A 12,780-nucleotide genomic window follows, 5' to 3' on the forward strand; every position below is an offset into this window, starting at 1 on the left:
AGACCCGCTTGCCACCCGCCCGGCACGGGCGGAGGATCAGGGCATGGCAACGTTTGTCCCCTCCTTTCGGCAGCTGCTGCGGCGGCCGGAAACCCTCGCGTCGCTGGCCGGCGTGCTCGCCGCCGCCGTCGTACTTTCCGTTGCCGAACTGCTGGGGACTTTCTTTACAGCCCGGCTGACTCCTGTCTTCGCCCTGGGTTCCACGTTCATCGATTTCACGCCGTCGTGGCTGAAGGACTTCGCGATAGCCGCGTTTGGCACCCAGGACAAAGCCGCCCTGCTGGTGGGGATGGCGATCACCATCGCAGCCCTGGCCTGCGTTCTGGGTGTCCTGGCGTACCGGCGGTGGTGGGTGGGCGTTGCCGGTGTGCTGCTGATGGGGACCATCATGGTGGCATGTGTGCTGACACGGTCCGGAGCAGAAGCATCCGATGCCCTGCCCACACTGGCAGGCACCGCCGCCGGCGTGCTGGCACTGCGGCTGTTGATCACCCTGGTGCCGCCAGCCGCCCCGGAATCAGGAAGAGCAACTGATTCGCCGCAGCGCGCTGAGCCGCTTGGCCCAACGGGTGCCGCTGAACCGGGCCCTGGCCCATCCCGTCGGTTCTTCCTCGCGGCTGCCGGCGTCGCAGCTGTGGCCGCCCTGGTGGGAGCAGGCGCCCAGTTCCTCGGGGCTGCCCGGAACGCTGCGGTGCAGGCTCGAAGTATCCTCAAACTCCCCCGGCCCGCCCGGCCCGCGCCACCCGTTCCTGCGGCGGTGCAGTCCGCTACGCCGGGCGTGGCGCCCTGGCTCACTCCCAACGTGGACTTCTACCGGATCGATACAGCGTTGCGGGTCCCTGACATCGACGCCGGCATCTGGGCCTTGCGGGTTCACGGCCTGGTGGAGGAAGAAATCACCCTCACCTTCCAGGACCTCCTGGACTCGGACCTGATCGAGGCGCACGTGACCCTGGCATGTGTTTCCAACCCCGTTGGCGGAGAGCTGGTGGGAAATGCCAAGTGGCTGGGCCTGCCGCTGCGTGACGTCCTGGCAAGGGCCAGGCCCACGGCCACGGCAGACATGGTCCTGTCCACGTCCATTGACGGCTTCACGGCTTCCACGCCTTTGGAAGTCCTGCAGGACAGCCGGGATGCCATCCTTGCGATCGGCATGAACGATGAGCCCCTCCCCCTTGAGCACGGGTACCCGGTCCGGATGGTTGTGCCAGGGCTGTACGGCTTTGTTTCCGCAACCAAGTGGGTGGTGGACCTGGAAGTCACCCGGTTCGAGGATAAGGAGGCTTACTGGACGGGCAGGGGATGGTCCGAACGCGGCCCGGTCAAGACCATGGCTCGGCTGGAAGTCCCGCGCGAATCCGCCAGGGTGCGGGCCGGGACGGTGGCAGTGGGCGGCACGGCGTGGGCACAGCAGCGCGGCATCCGTTCAGTGGAAATACAGGTGGATGACGGCGAATGGGCAGCCGCCACCTTGGCTGATGAAGCCTCGGTGGACACCTGGCGGCAGTGGTCATTCCAGTGGGAGGCTACTCCCGGGCGGCACAAGTTGAGGGTACGGGCAACAGACGGCTCCGGAGACGTCCAGACCGGGGAGGAGGCCGATGTTGTACCGGACGGCGCAACGGGCTGGCACACGGTGTCCGTAACGGTGGAGTAGGCACCCGGTCCCCTAGACTTGCTGCATGCCCCACAACCCGCACGCAACTTTCACAGTTGAGTCCGCCGTCGAACTCGCCGTCCTGGAGCGCAGCGGCTTTGTGGAGTCCCGGCACATCGGCTCGGCCGTGGTTCTGGCCGCTGACGGATCCGTAGTGACCGAGCTGGGCGACATCAACTCGCCCGTGTTTGCCCGTTCCGCCCTCAAGCCCTTCCAGGCGCTGGCCGCCATGCAGTCCGGGGTGCCACTTCGCGGCGCACAGGTGGCACTGGCATGCGGCAGCCACGTTGGGTCGCTGGATCACATGGACATTGTTGAGGGCATGCTCAAGGCCGCCGGTGTCACGGTCAAGGACCTCCAATGCCCGGCAGACTGGCCGCAGGACGAAACAGCCAGGGAATGGCTGGTCCGCTCCGGAAACGGGAAGTCCAAGCTGGCCTTCAACTGCTCCGGCAAGCATGCCGCGTTCCTCTGGGCATGCACGGAGAACGGCTGGGACCTGCACAGCTACCTCGAACCAAACCACCCGCTCCAGCAGCGGATCCGCGCCGTCATCGAAGAGTACACAGGCGAGCGGATTGCGCATTTGGGCATCGACGGCTGCGGCGCACCCGTGGCGGCAGTGTCGCTGACCGGCCTTGCACGGGCATACTCACTGCTGGCCAAGGCGCCCGGGGACAAGAATTCCAACGCCCGGGCAGCCACCATCGCCACGTCCATGCTGGACTATCCCTGGGCTGTTCAGGGCCAGGGCGAAGCGAACACCACCGTAATGGACGAACTGGGGATCATCGCCAAGATCGGTGCCGAGGGCGTTCTGGCCATGGCAACACCGCAAGGCGTGTCAGTAGCGGTGAAGATGCTGGACGGGAACATCCGGGCAACGTCCCTGGTGGCCCTGACCCTGTTGGCCGTAGCCGACGCCGTGGACATCCCGGGTGTGGCCAGCGTCCTGGAGAAGGTAGTCAGCCCGGTGCTGGGTGGCGGCCGGCCGGTGGGCAAGATCCGGTTGGGCAAGGCAGTATCGGCGCTGCTCGAATAATGGTGAAGGAGGCCGGGCCATGGCTGTAGCACGCCGCCGGATCGATATCGAAGAGGGCAGGGCCGCCCTCGGGGCGTGGCGGGAAGCTGCCACTCAGGAAGCTGCCACCGGGGAGTCCGCACCGCCGCAAGTGGCCCGGTCCGTGACCGCCACCGCCGTCCGCTATTCGCTTGAGGAGATCACTGCCCGGGCGCCCGGCAATTCCGTGGAGGTCCGTGTGCCGCCATTCGGGGTGACGCAGTGCGTGGAGGGCCCGCGGCATACGCGCGGGACACCCCCCAATGTCATTGAGTGCGACGCCGCCACCTGGCTGGCGATGGTTACCGGCCGGTTGAGCTGGGACGAGGCCGTGCAGGCCGGCAAGGTGGCAGCCTCAGGCCTGCGGGCAGACCTGTCCGCGCTGCTCCCGCTCTAGCTGCCCGTTTGCCCGGCCGCCCCACCGGCCGTTTGACCAGCGGTTTGATCAGTTGCAGGCACCGACGCCGGGTGCGGAACGGTGTTCTGGAGCCGGGTGGACAACGCCATGATGACTGCCAGGACGAACGCCACCAGCGCGATCAGCACGGACATCACTGCAACGTTGCCGTAGCCGTCAATCCGCGGATCCAGGAACGGGTAGGGGTACCAGTCGGCAATGGGCCCGCGGATCAGGCTGTAGACCAGGTACAGCAGTGGAAAGGCCAGGAAAACCAGCGATTCCTTGAGTGAGATCCGCCGTCGGGGCAGGTCCACCAGCCAGTCGATCACCACCACGGTAGGCACTGTGTAGTGCAGCACCACGTTAATCCACGGCACCGCAGTATCCACCTGGACATTGCTCAGCAGCAGGCTGTACACAATGCCGGTGATCGTCATGTACATGGTGGCCCCGCCGCGTAGGAATTCGAGCCAGCGCGGGCTCTGCCCCTTCCAGGCGTACCAGCCGCCGATAGCGAAAGCCGCCACGGCAATAATGTTCGATTCAATCGTGAAGAAGCTGAAAAAGTTCAGCGGGCGGTAATCGTCAATGTTCTGGACGTTGAAAGCGAATTGGGACGCGATCGCCGCGAACCCCAATGCCGCAAAGAAGAATCTGAAAAGCGCTTACCCCCGGTTTGCCATCATGAGTTGATCCTAGGCCACGGCAGCCCCGTTCCAGGGCCGCGCAGCTATGGTGTTGAAATGGGGCTCCAGGAACTACAAATGCAACAGGCGCAACATACGACGGCGGTGCTGCTTGCTGCGGGTGCCGGCACCCGGCTGGGGCGGGGCCCCAAGGCCCTGCTTCCGTTCCGCGGCCGCACCCTTGTGGAGGTCCAGGCGGACGTACTGTTCGACGGCGGCATCCAGCACGTGGTGGTCGTGGCCGGGGCGGGTGGCGAGGCCGTGCACAAGCTCCCCGGGCTGGCCCGCTGCACGGTGGTGGACAACCCGGACTGGGCATCCGGCATGGCCGGCTCACTCAGGACAGGCCTGGCCGCTGCGGATCCGGCGGACGACGTCCTGATAGCGCTGGTGGACCAGCCCGGAGCATCGCCGGAACTTGTCAAGAGACTGCTGGGAAACCACCGGCCCGGCAGGGTCACAGCTGCCGCCTACCAGGACGCAGGCGGGAAAATCAGGCGCGGCCACCCCCTCGTGATTGACGCATCACTCCGGGCCGGAGCCGCGGCGTCGGCCACCGGGGACGCCGGGGCCCGCGCCTTCCTGCAGGCCAACTCCGGCCTGGTGGACCTGGTGGACTGCAGCGACCTGGATACGGGCGCTGACATCGATACGCCGGCCCAGCTGCCGCTCCTGGAGCCGTAGCCGGCACTGCCGGCTACGGCCCCGTTACCAGCGGGGGTGGATTGATTCGCGGAAGTAGTGGTCGTAGATCCAGCGGACGCCGGCGTCGAAATTGGCATCAAGAGCAAGATCCCCGGCGGCGGCGTTGAGCCTGGCCTGTTCAACGCTGCGGGCACCGGGAATGACTGAGCTGACGCCGTCCTGCGCGATGATCCACGCGATGGCGGCCTGGGCAGCCGTAGAGCCCTCCGGAACAATGGCCTGGAACTCAGAGGCGGCCTTCAGCCCCTGGGCGTAATCCACTCCGGAGAAGGTCTCGCCGACGTCGAACGAGCTGCCGTCCCGGTTGTAGTTCCGGTGGTCGTTGGCCGCGAAAGCAGTGTCCTTCGTGTACTTCCCGGACAGCAGCCCGGATGCCAGCGGAACCCGGGCAATGATCCCCACGCCGGCGGCCTTGGCTGCGGGCAGCACCTCGTCCAGCGGCTTGAGGCGGAAAGCGTTGAGGATGATCTGGACGGACGCGGTCCCTTCGTGGCGGATGGCTTCGAGGGCCTCGTCAGTGCGCTCCACACTCACGCCGTAGTTGGCGATGGCACCTTCTGCCACCAGGGTGTCCAGGGCGTCGTAAACCTCATTGCTGCTGTAGACCGACGACGGCGGGCAGTGCAGCTGCACCAGGTCCAGCCGGTCCGTGCGCAGGTTCTTCCGCGACCGGTCAACCCATTCGCGGAAGTTTGCGAGGTTGTAATGCCGGGCCTCCTGTTCCACGCGGCGGCCCATCTTTGTTGCCACCGTGATGTCCAGGTCCGGGTTGTCGGCCAGGAAGGCGCCGATGGCCTGTTCGCTGCGTCCGTCACCGTAGACGTCCGCGGTATCAAAGAGCGTCACCCCGGCTTCCACGGACGCCTCAAGAATGCCGCGGGCCTGCTGGGCGTCTACGTTTCCCCAGTCGGCTCCAAGCTGCCACGTGCCCAGCCCTACGGTGGAGACGTTACGTCCTGTTTTTCCGAGTGTGCGTTGTTCCATCGTTCGACTATACGTCGGACGGAATATATGACGGCAGATTTCGCGCCTCCGGACAGGAAGCGGAGTCAGCTGCGACGCGCGTTGCGGGTGCCGATCCGGTATCCGAGCCAGAACACCAAGAGGGCAATTCCCAGGCCCACCACGGCCCAGCCAGCCAGTTCCTGCCTGTTCAGGATGACGGCGTTCCCGGCCACGAATCCGAAATCCGTGCTGAGCGGCGCGTACGCGAACCAGCCTTGGGTCGGGGAGGATGTCAGGATCACCACCAGGCCCGTTACGGCCACCGCCACCGCGAGGACGGGCAGCAGCCACTGCAGCCAGTGCACGGTTCCGCCCCCGGAGGCACGGTTCTGTTCATGATTCGATGCTGTATCCCCCATGCCCCACACCCTAGTACACCCCTGAACAGGCTGTCTGGACTGGAACAACCTCCTCCGGACGCTCGACGGCGGGCCGTTGCGGCGTTAGGTTGAAAATCTGAGTGTCTGAGGCCCGAACCAGAGGAGGACAAACCCCATGGATTTTGCACCCCGAACGGCGATAGTCACCGGCAGCGACTCCGGGATCGGACGGGCCACCGCAGTGGAGTTGGCCCGGGCCGGCATGGACGTCGGCATCACCTGGCATTCGGACCGCGACGGCGCTGGACACACCGCGGACCAGGTGCGCGAGGCGGGCCGCAAGGCGTATGTCCGGCAGCTGGATACCAGCGATGTCCCGGGCTGCGGCGCCGTGATCGAGGCACTCATCCAGGACTTGGGCGGCGTGGACGTCTTCGTGAATAACGCCGGAGCCGGTGATGGCCGCAGCTTCCTGGAACTGGATCCGGACACGTGGAAGCAGACCATGGACATCAACCTCAACGGCGCGTTCGTCTGCATCCAGGCGGCAGCACGGCACATGGTGGACGCCGGCCGGGGCGGCAGGATCATCGCTGTGACATCAGTCCACGAGACCCAGCCGAAGGTCCACGCCTCCGCCTATGTTGCCGCGAAGCACGGCCTGGGCGGGCTGATCAAGACGATTGCGCTGGAACTGTCCGAATTCGGCATCACTGCCAACTCAGTGGCGCCCGGCGCCATCTCGACGCCGATGTCCGGCAGGGAGGGCGATGACCCGGAGCCGGACATGAACCCCGGCATCCCCCTGGGACGTTCCGGACGCGCAGTGGAGATTGCCGCCGTCGTGAATTTCCTGGCGTCACCTGCCGCGGCGTATGTCACCGGAGCATCCTGGCCCGTGGACGGCGGAATGCTGCAGATGGGACCCATGGGCTGCGCGCACCTCTCATCCAACGAGTGGCGTGAAAACGGGAAGAACTGACCGGAAACCTTGAATATCAGTAAACTGTGCACCATCAGCGACGGAAGGCGGCAGCATGTCCATCTACGATCCAGAACCTGTGGAAATCTCCACCCGGATGCGTCCGGGCGAATGGAGTGAAGAGACCCTCGCCCACCTCGTGGCCGGGTACCAGGAGAAAATCATGGCGATGGGGGCGCTGGCCGAGGACGTCATCACCAGCATCCACCGCGACCACGACGGCGGCGTCTCCGTGAAGGTTTCCTGGGACAAAGCCGAGGCCATCGAGGACCCGCTGCCTGAATAGCTCAGCCTTCCGCGAGCTTCCCGATGGAGCTGCTGTCCAGCTTGGCCAGCAGCTCATCCGGCCCGCTGTAAACCTCGGCCGCGCCGGCTTCACGCAACTCCGCCTCGCCCGTGCCGCCACACAGGACCCCAACGGCGGGCATTCCGGCCCGGCCGGCGGCCATCATGTCCCACACCGCGTCCCCCACAAAGACCGCGTGCTCCACGGCAACACCCACCCGCTCCAGGGCAGCCAGCAGGATGTCCGGCTCCGGCTTGCTCGCCGTGACGTCCTTGGAACTGGTGGCGGCATCGATAAAGCCGTCAGCGTCGATGGCCCGGCGCAGTTCCTGCAGGTCCCTGTCCCGGGCGGACGTTGCGAGCACCACCTTCAGGCCGAGTTCCCTGCAGCGCGCCAGCAGGTCCCGGGCGCCGTCCACCGCCTGCAGTGACGGCCAGAACGTTGCGAAGATGGCGCTGTGGGACGCCAGGATCTCCGAATCCACTTCAGGATCCCTGTCCGCCGGCAGTGCCTCGTCCACCAGTTTTTTGCCCGTCATGCCCACGAGCCTGTGGATCCGGGCCATCGGGACGATGAATCCGGCCTGCCGGAAGGCCTGCCACCACGCCAGCGTGTGAAGGTAGGCCGAGTCCACCAGCGTGCCGTCGACGTCGAAAATCACCGCACGCGGTGCGGATGAATGCGGCGGCATCACGATCCCGCGGCAGCCTGCGTGCCGTGGCCGGCCGCGCCGTGGTTAATCCCGTGGCCAACCGGACCGTGGCTGACCTTGCCGTTCCGGGAACCGCGGGCCTCATGGCTGCGGTCCCGGATGAGTCCGGTTCCGGCGATTTCCCGGGCCCTGGACACTCCTGCCACGGCCGCGCGTTTTGTGGGGAAGGTGACGGAGATGGCCATCAGTTTCCCGGTACCGTCCAACATCCTGATCCGGTAGCCGCCGTCGGGTGCGTCCACGAGTTCAAAATACCCGGACATTTAACACCACTCCCCTTTGTTCACTTCATCGTGAGCCGCGGGGCCTCCCCGCATTTAGTAAGTGTACTTATTTTATCGCTCATCGCCCAACCGGGCCGCAGTTAAAGGGGCTCGTCGCTCCGGGGGGCCTCGGCCTGCTGCAGGGCGATGGCGCTGGTGACCAGGGCGAAGTGGCTGAAGGCCTGCGGCGTGTTGCCCAGCTGCCGGCCCGCGTTCACGGCCCACTCCTCACTGAGCAGGCCAACATCATTCTGCAGCTTCAGCAGCCGCTCAAACAGTTCGGTGGCTTCCCCGCGGCGGCCGGCACCCAACAGTGCTTCGACCAGCCAGAAGGAGCAGGCCAGGAAAACCCCCTCGTTGCCCGGCAGCCCGTCGTCGCTCACTTCCGGGCGGTAACGCAGCACAAAGCCGTCCTGGCTCAGCTCCTCCTGGACGGCGTCGATGGTGCCCAGGACCTTCGGATCATCCGGCGGCAGGAAGCCCACGCGGGGAATCAGGAGCAGGCTCGCGTCCAGTTCGGGCCGCCCATACGCCTGGACAAACGTGTTGCGGGCCGGGTCATAACCGTTGGCCATAATGTCCGCCCGGATGGTCTCGCGCAGCCGCTCCCAACGCTCCACCGGGCCATCCAGGCCCCATTCCTGCACGCCCTTGACCATCCGGTCCGCAGCAACCCACGCCATCACCTTCGAATGCGTGAAATGGCGGCGCGGTCCGCGCATTTCCCAGAGCCCGTTGTCCGGCTGGTCCCAGATCTTCTCCAGGTGGCGCATCAGGGTTTTCTGCAGGGCCCACGCCTCATCGCTGTGTTTGAGCAGGGAGTGCCGGGTCAGGGCCAGGCAGTCCAGGACTTCTCCCCAGACGTCCAGCTGCAGCTGGTCCGCGGCGCCGTTTCCGATCCGCACGGGCCGTGAGTCCTCGTACCCGCGAAGCCATGGAATATCGGTTTCCGGCAGCCGCCGCTCGCCGTGGATCCCGTACATGATCTGCAGATCGGCGGGATCGCCGGCGACGGCCCGGAGGAGCCAGTCCCGCCAGCGGGCGGCCTCCTCTGTGTAACCCACCGCCAGCAGTGCCTGGAGCGTCAACGTACCGTCACGCAGCCAGCAATACCGGTAATCCCAGTTCCGCGGACCGCCCGGCTGCTCCGGGAGCGATGTGGTCACCGCCGCCACAATCCCGCCGGTAGGCGCGTAGGTCAGCGCCTTCAAGGTGATCAGGGAACGTTCGACGGCGGCACGGTAGGGTCCGCCCACCGTGCACCTTTCCATCCACTCACGCCAGAAGGTCACGGTCTGCTCCAGCACCAGTTCCGCGTCCACGGACCGGGGCCGCGGCTTGTGGCTGGGCGCCCACGTCAGGACGAAGGGCACGCGCTGGCCGGCCTCGACCGTGAAGTCGCTGACGGTGTGCATGTTTTCGCCGTGCAGCGGCGCGGGAGTTACCAGGTAGACCGAATCCGGCCCCGCTATGGCGTGCAGGCCCGCTTTGTCCCTGCGGACCCACGGGATGACGTGCCCGTAGTCGAACCGGAGCACCAGCTCGCCGCGCATCCTGACGCTGCCGCTGACGCCTTCCACGATCCGGACAATATCGGCCACCTCGTCACGGGGCGGCATGAAGTCCAGGACCCGGACCGTGCCCCCGGAAGTCTCCCACGTGGTTTCCAGGACGAGTGTCTGTTCAAGGTACCGCCGGCTGGTACAGCGCCCTCCGCCGTCGGGAGCCAACAGCCAGCGCCCGGCCTCCGGTGCGTCCAGGAGCGCGTTGAAGCACGCCGGGGAATCAAACCGCGGCAGGCACATCCAGTCGATGGAACCTTCGGTACTGATCAGGGCCGCCGTGTGAAGGTCCCCCACCATTGCGTAGTCCTCAATGAGTGCCATGAGTCCAAGGTTGCCACAAGGTCCGCCGTGCGGCCCCGGGTGTAGTCTGAAGGGACGGTATGCAGTTGCCAGCGGGTATCAACCCTGCGCCCTTTGGGGGCGCACCACGCACCGCGCTCCACGCGCGCCGCACCAGCCGGAGCCATCATGACCGAACCTTCCACCCACACATCCGTCATAGAAAAGATCCAGGACCTGCTGCTGGACACGCAGGATGTGGAGGACTTCCTGGCTGAACTGGCACGGCATTGCGCCGAGGCACTGTCCGGGCCCAACGGCAAGGTCCTTGCCGGCATCACGCTGATGCGCCAACGGTCTGCCTTCACGGTTGCTTCAAGCAGCAACGAAGCCCAACAGCTGGATGAAGTCCAGTACAAGTTCAAGGACGGCCCGTGCCTGAAAGCCTGCCGCGAGAAAGTCCTGATCCACGTCCCCGACCTTTCCAGGGACCAGACGTGGCCCGAATACAGCGACGTCATCGTCAAACGGGGCATCCGGTCAGTCCTTGCGGTGCCGTTCGAGCTCACCGGAGATGAGGCCCGGGCAGGGCTCAACCTCTATTCCGACCAGCCCAAGGCCTTCGGCCAGGACGAAGTGAAGGAAGCAATCGGCTTGGTGGAGCAGGCCTCCACGGGGCTGAGCCTGGCCGTCCGGCTGGCCAACAGCACGGAAACGGCCAACCACCTGCGGGCCGCCATGGAAGCACGAACGGTGATCGACACAGCGATCGGCGTGATCATCGGCCAGAACCGCTGCAGCCAGGAGGAAGCCATCCGGCTCATCAAGTCCGCCTCCAGCAGCCGGAACATGAAACTCCGGGACGTCGCGGTGGCTATCGTCCAATCGGCAGGCGGCGGCGAGCTGCGCACGCACTTCGACTAGACCCGGGGAAGACCAGGACAGCGAACGCCGGGACTGCGGAAAGGGGACGCGTGGGCATCCAGATCGGCACCTCCGGGTGGAGCTACGACCACTGGGAGAACGTGCTGTATCCGCCTGGCCTGCCCGCAGCGAAGCGCCTGGCGTACTACACGGACCGTTTCAGCACGGTCGAGTTAAATGCCAGCTTCTACCGCTGGCCCCGGGACACCTCCTTTGCCAGCTGGCGGAACCGGCTGCCGGAAGGTTTCGCCATGTCCGTCAAGGCACCGCGTGGACTGACGCACGGCAAGCGGCTGCTCACGCCTGAGGTTTGGGTGGAACGGATCAGCCGCTGCTGGCACGAACTGGGCCCACGCCGCGCCGTACTCCTGGCCCAGTTGCCCCCGGACATGGCTCGCGACGACGCCCGGCTGGACTACTTCCTGGCCAGCCTTCCGGACTGGATCAGGACCGCCGTCGAATTCCGCCATCCATCCTGGGAACACGAGGACGTGTACCGCATCCTGGAACACCACCGGGCCGCGTACTGCGTGATGAGCGGCGCCGGCCTGCCCTGCGTGCTGCGCTCGACGTCGGACTTCACCTATGTGCGCCTGCACGGGCCGGACCACCAGCACCTTTACGGTGGTTCCTACTCGGACGCGGACCTCCATTGGTGGGCGGACCGGATCCGTGAGTGGGACGGAGCCGGGCAGGACGTCTACGCGTATTTCAACAACGACGGCGGCGGCAACGCGGTGCGGAACGCACTGACTTTGCGGGGCTTACTGGGGCAGTAATGTGCCGGTACCGGGGCGCCCGCAACGCCCGGCTGTGGCAGAGTGGACCCCATGGAAACGGCCCGACAGGACTCCCCCTCGCAGCACCCTGCCGATGACAACACGGCACAGCCGGCTGCCGCCGTCGGAACCCCCGCACTGCGGCTGGCGCACAGGGTTTCCGACGCCGCCAACGGTATCCGGTTGAAGCTGGCCCGCGGCTGGAACTTCAAACCCAAGATGATCGCCTACTACGGCTACGGCTCCACGGAATGGGTGCGCGTGTTCGGCAGGGTACTGCTGGCCAGCTCGCCCAAGCCCGGCAGCCGGGCGGACACCGCCGTCCGCAACGGCACCCAGAACGTCCGCGGCTGGCGGGCTTTCACCAGCACGCCCATCCAGCACGCGGACGTGGACATCGAGATCGGCGGCGTGCACACCCGCGTAAAGGCGGACCGCGGCGGTCTGGTGGACGAGGTCATCAAGGTGCAGCTGGAACCCGGCTGGCACACCGTCACCTTCCGCACCAACGACGCCGAGGAAGCGCAGGCCCAGGTCCAGGTGATCGGCCCGGAAACCCGGCTGGGCATTGTCAGCGACATTGACGACACCGTGATGGTCACCGCCCTGCCCCGGCCTTTCCTTGCCCTCTGGAACACGTTTGTGCTGAGCGAACGCGCCAGGATGGCCACGCCCGGCATGGCCGTGCTGTTGGATCGGATGACGGTCCGACACCCGGACACCCCGGTCATCTACCTCTCCACCGGACCCTGGAATGCCGCCCCCACCCTTGCCAGATTCCTTGCCCGGAACATGTACCCCGCCGGCGCCCTGCTGCTGACGGACTGGGGCCTCACGGCGGACCGCTGGTTCCGCAGCGGGCAGGAACACAAGCACCGCAACCTGGAACGGCTGGCCAGCGAATTTCCGGGCATGAAGTGGCTGCTGATCGGCGACAACGGCCAGCATGACGAGCAGATCTACTCCGAGTTTTCCGCCAAATTCCCGGACAAGGTGGCCGCCATTGCCATCCGCCAGCTGTCCGTCAGCGAATCCGTGCTGGCCGGCGGGCACAGCGAACACGGGGACCACAGCGCCGAGCAGGTGCCGTGGATCTACTCACCGGACGGCGCCGGGATCGCCCGACGCCTGGAGAACCTGGGGCTGATGTAACGGGC

Annotated in this window: 15 protein-coding genes; 9 read left to right on the top strand and 6 right to left on the bottom strand. The window is 66.2% G+C overall.

The window, feature by feature from the left end; genetic code table 11:
• The first annotated feature begins 43 nt into the window (after positions 1–43).
• From ACPJW8_RS15420 to ACPJW8_RS15430, 3 genes are read left to right on the top strand one after another with little or no spacing between them, the layout of a single operon-like run.
• Positions 44–1,657, top strand: a complete 1,614-nt coding sequence (locus tag ACPJW8_RS15420; protein WP_330187127.1) for a molybdopterin-dependent oxidoreductase — start codon at positions 44–46, stop codon at positions 1,655–1,657.
• A 25-nt stretch (positions 1,658–1,682) separates the two neighbouring features.
• The gene (locus tag ACPJW8_RS15425) at positions 1,683–2,699 is read left to right on the top strand and encodes an asparaginase (protein ID WP_330187126.1); all 1,017 of its coding nucleotides are present in this window, start codon (positions 1,683–1,685) and stop codon (positions 2,697–2,699) included.
• Positions 2,700–2,718: 19 nt separating this feature from the next.
• Positions 2,719–3,114, top strand: coding sequence for a sterol carrier family protein (locus tag ACPJW8_RS15430; protein WP_330187125.1), 396 nt, complete (start codon positions 2,719–2,721; stop codon positions 3,112–3,114).
• Here the strand turns inward: ACPJW8_RS15430 and ACPJW8_RS15435 are convergent.
• The gene (locus ACPJW8_RS15435) at positions 3,111–3,755 is read right to left on the bottom strand and encodes a Pr6Pr family membrane protein (RefSeq protein WP_330187124.1); all 645 of its coding nucleotides are present in this window, start codon (positions 3,753–3,755) and stop codon (positions 3,111–3,113) included. The two genes, ACPJW8_RS15430 and ACPJW8_RS15435, sit on opposite strands and share 4 nt — an antisense overlap.
• 126 nt (positions 3,756–3,881) lie before the next feature.
• Between ACPJW8_RS15435 and nboR the strand changes: the two genes are divergently transcribed.
• The gene (gene nboR / locus ACPJW8_RS15440; protein ID WP_330187123.1) at positions 3,882–4,487 is read left to right on the top strand and encodes a nicotine blue oxidoreductase; all 606 of its coding nucleotides are present in this window, start codon (positions 3,882–3,884) and stop codon (positions 4,485–4,487) included.
• Between the two features lie 24 nt (positions 4,488–4,511).
• Here nboR and ACPJW8_RS15445 read toward each other — a convergent pair whose 3' ends face one another.
• Complete coding sequence (locus ACPJW8_RS15445) at positions 4,512–5,492, bottom strand: aldo/keto reductase (protein WP_330187122.1); 981 nt, start codon at positions 5,490–5,492, stop codon at positions 4,512–4,514.
• A gap of 65 nt (positions 5,493–5,557) precedes the next feature.
• A complete protein-coding gene (locus ACPJW8_RS15450) occupies positions 5,558–5,872 on the bottom strand; it encodes a hypothetical protein (RefSeq protein WP_330187121.1) in 315 nt (104 codons plus the stop codon).
• A 136-nt stretch (positions 5,873–6,008) separates the two neighbouring features.
• On the opposite strand from ACPJW8_RS15450, the gene ACPJW8_RS15455 reads away from it, so the two are divergent.
• Both ACPJW8_RS15455 and ACPJW8_RS15460 read left to right on the top strand, forming a co-directional pair.
• Positions 6,009–6,815, top strand: coding sequence for an SDR family oxidoreductase (locus ACPJW8_RS15455; protein ID WP_330187120.1), 807 nt, complete (start codon positions 6,009–6,011; stop codon positions 6,813–6,815).
• A gap of 55 nt (positions 6,816–6,870) precedes the next feature.
• Positions 6,871–7,101 (top strand): hypothetical protein, encoded by a 231-nt coding sequence (locus tag ACPJW8_RS15460; RefSeq protein WP_330187119.1) that lies wholly within the window; start codon positions 6,871–6,873, stop codon positions 7,099–7,101.
• A gap of 1 nt (position 7,102) precedes the next feature.
• On the opposite strand, the gene ACPJW8_RS15465 is transcribed toward ACPJW8_RS15460, so the two are convergent.
• From ACPJW8_RS15465 to ACPJW8_RS15475, 3 genes are all read right to left on the bottom strand, one after another.
• A complete protein-coding gene (locus ACPJW8_RS15465; protein WP_330187118.1) occupies positions 7,103–7,792 on the bottom strand; it encodes an HAD family hydrolase in 690 nt (229 codons plus the stop codon).
• The gene (locus tag ACPJW8_RS15470; RefSeq protein ID WP_330187117.1) at positions 7,792–8,076 is read right to left on the bottom strand and encodes a hypothetical protein; all 285 of its coding nucleotides are present in this window, start codon (positions 8,074–8,076) and stop codon (positions 7,792–7,794) included. Before ACPJW8_RS15470 ends, ACPJW8_RS15465 begins: the two co-directional genes overlap by 1 nt.
• Before the next feature lie 101 nt (positions 8,077–8,177).
• Positions 8,178–9,962 (bottom strand): glycoside hydrolase family 15 protein, encoded by a 1,785-nt coding sequence (locus tag ACPJW8_RS15475; RefSeq protein WP_330187116.1) that lies wholly within the window; start codon positions 9,960–9,962, stop codon positions 8,178–8,180.
• Positions 9,963–10,109: 147 nt separating this feature from the next.
• On the opposite strand from ACPJW8_RS15475, the gene ACPJW8_RS15480 reads away from it, so the two are divergent.
• The 3 genes from ACPJW8_RS15480 to ACPJW8_RS15490 are packed head-to-tail and all read left to right on the top strand — an operon-like array spanning position 10,110 to position 12,775.
• A complete protein-coding gene (locus ACPJW8_RS15480; protein ID WP_330187115.1) occupies positions 10,110–10,844 on the top strand; it encodes a GAF and ANTAR domain-containing protein in 735 nt (244 codons plus the stop codon).
• A 50-nt stretch (positions 10,845–10,894) separates the two neighbouring features.
• Positions 10,895–11,623, top strand: coding sequence for a DUF72 domain-containing protein (locus tag ACPJW8_RS15485; protein ID WP_330187114.1), 729 nt, complete (start codon positions 10,895–10,897; stop codon positions 11,621–11,623).
• A 51-nt stretch (positions 11,624–11,674) separates the two neighbouring features.
• Positions 11,675–12,775: an App1 family protein gene (locus ACPJW8_RS15490; RefSeq protein ID WP_330187113.1), complete on the top strand. Its 1,101-nt coding sequence runs from the start codon at positions 11,675–11,677 to the stop codon at positions 12,773–12,775.
• Positions 12,776–12,780: the final 5 nt, after the last annotated feature.

The sequence above is a fragment of the Pseudarthrobacter sp. J47 genome (genome assembly GCF_049810315.1).
Taxonomy (GTDB): Bacteria; Actinomycetota; Actinomycetes; order Actinomycetales; family Micrococcaceae; genus Arthrobacter.

Coding starts and splice junctions, on each gene's coding strand:
- ACPJW8_RS15420 (WP_330187127.1), top strand. CDS start 44: ATGGCAACGTTTGTCCCCTCCTTTCGGCAGCTGCTGCGGCGGCCGGAA.
- ACPJW8_RS15425 (WP_330187126.1), top strand. CDS start 1,683: ATGCCCCACAACCCGCACGCAACTTTCACAGTTGAGTCCGCCGTCGAA.
- ACPJW8_RS15430 (WP_330187125.1), top strand. CDS start 2,719: ATGGCTGTAGCACGCCGCCGGATCGATATCGAAGAGGGCAGGGCCGCC.
- nboR (WP_330187123.1), top strand. CDS start 3,882: ATGCAACAGGCGCAACATACGACGGCGGTGCTGCTTGCTGCGGGTGCC.
- ACPJW8_RS15445 (WP_330187122.1), bottom strand. CDS start 5,492: ATGGAACAACGCACACTCGGAAAAACAGGACGTAACGTCTCCACCGTA.
- ACPJW8_RS15450 (WP_330187121.1), bottom strand. CDS start 5,872: ATGGGGGATACAGCATCGAATCATGAACAGAACCGTGCCTCCGGGGGC.
- ACPJW8_RS15455 (WP_330187120.1), top strand. CDS start 6,009: ATGGATTTTGCACCCCGAACGGCGATAGTCACCGGCAGCGACTCCGGG.
- ACPJW8_RS15460 (WP_330187119.1), top strand. CDS start 6,871: ATGTCCATCTACGATCCAGAACCTGTGGAAATCTCCACCCGGATGCGT.
- ACPJW8_RS15465 (WP_330187118.1), bottom strand. CDS start 7,792: ATGCCGCCGCATTCATCCGCACCGCGTGCGGTGATTTTCGACGTCGAC.
- ACPJW8_RS15470 (WP_330187117.1), bottom strand. CDS start 8,076: ATGTCCGGGTATTTTGAACTCGTGGACGCACCCGACGGCGGCTACCGG.
- ACPJW8_RS15475 (WP_330187116.1), bottom strand. CDS start 9,962: ATGGCACTCATTGAGGACTACGCAATGGTGGGGGACCTTCACACGGCG.
- ACPJW8_RS15480 (WP_330187115.1), top strand. CDS start 10,110: ATGACCGAACCTTCCACCCACACATCCGTCATAGAAAAGATCCAGGAC.
- ACPJW8_RS15490 (WP_330187113.1), top strand. CDS start 11,675: ATGGAAACGGCCCGACAGGACTCCCCCTCGCAGCACCCTGCCGATGAC.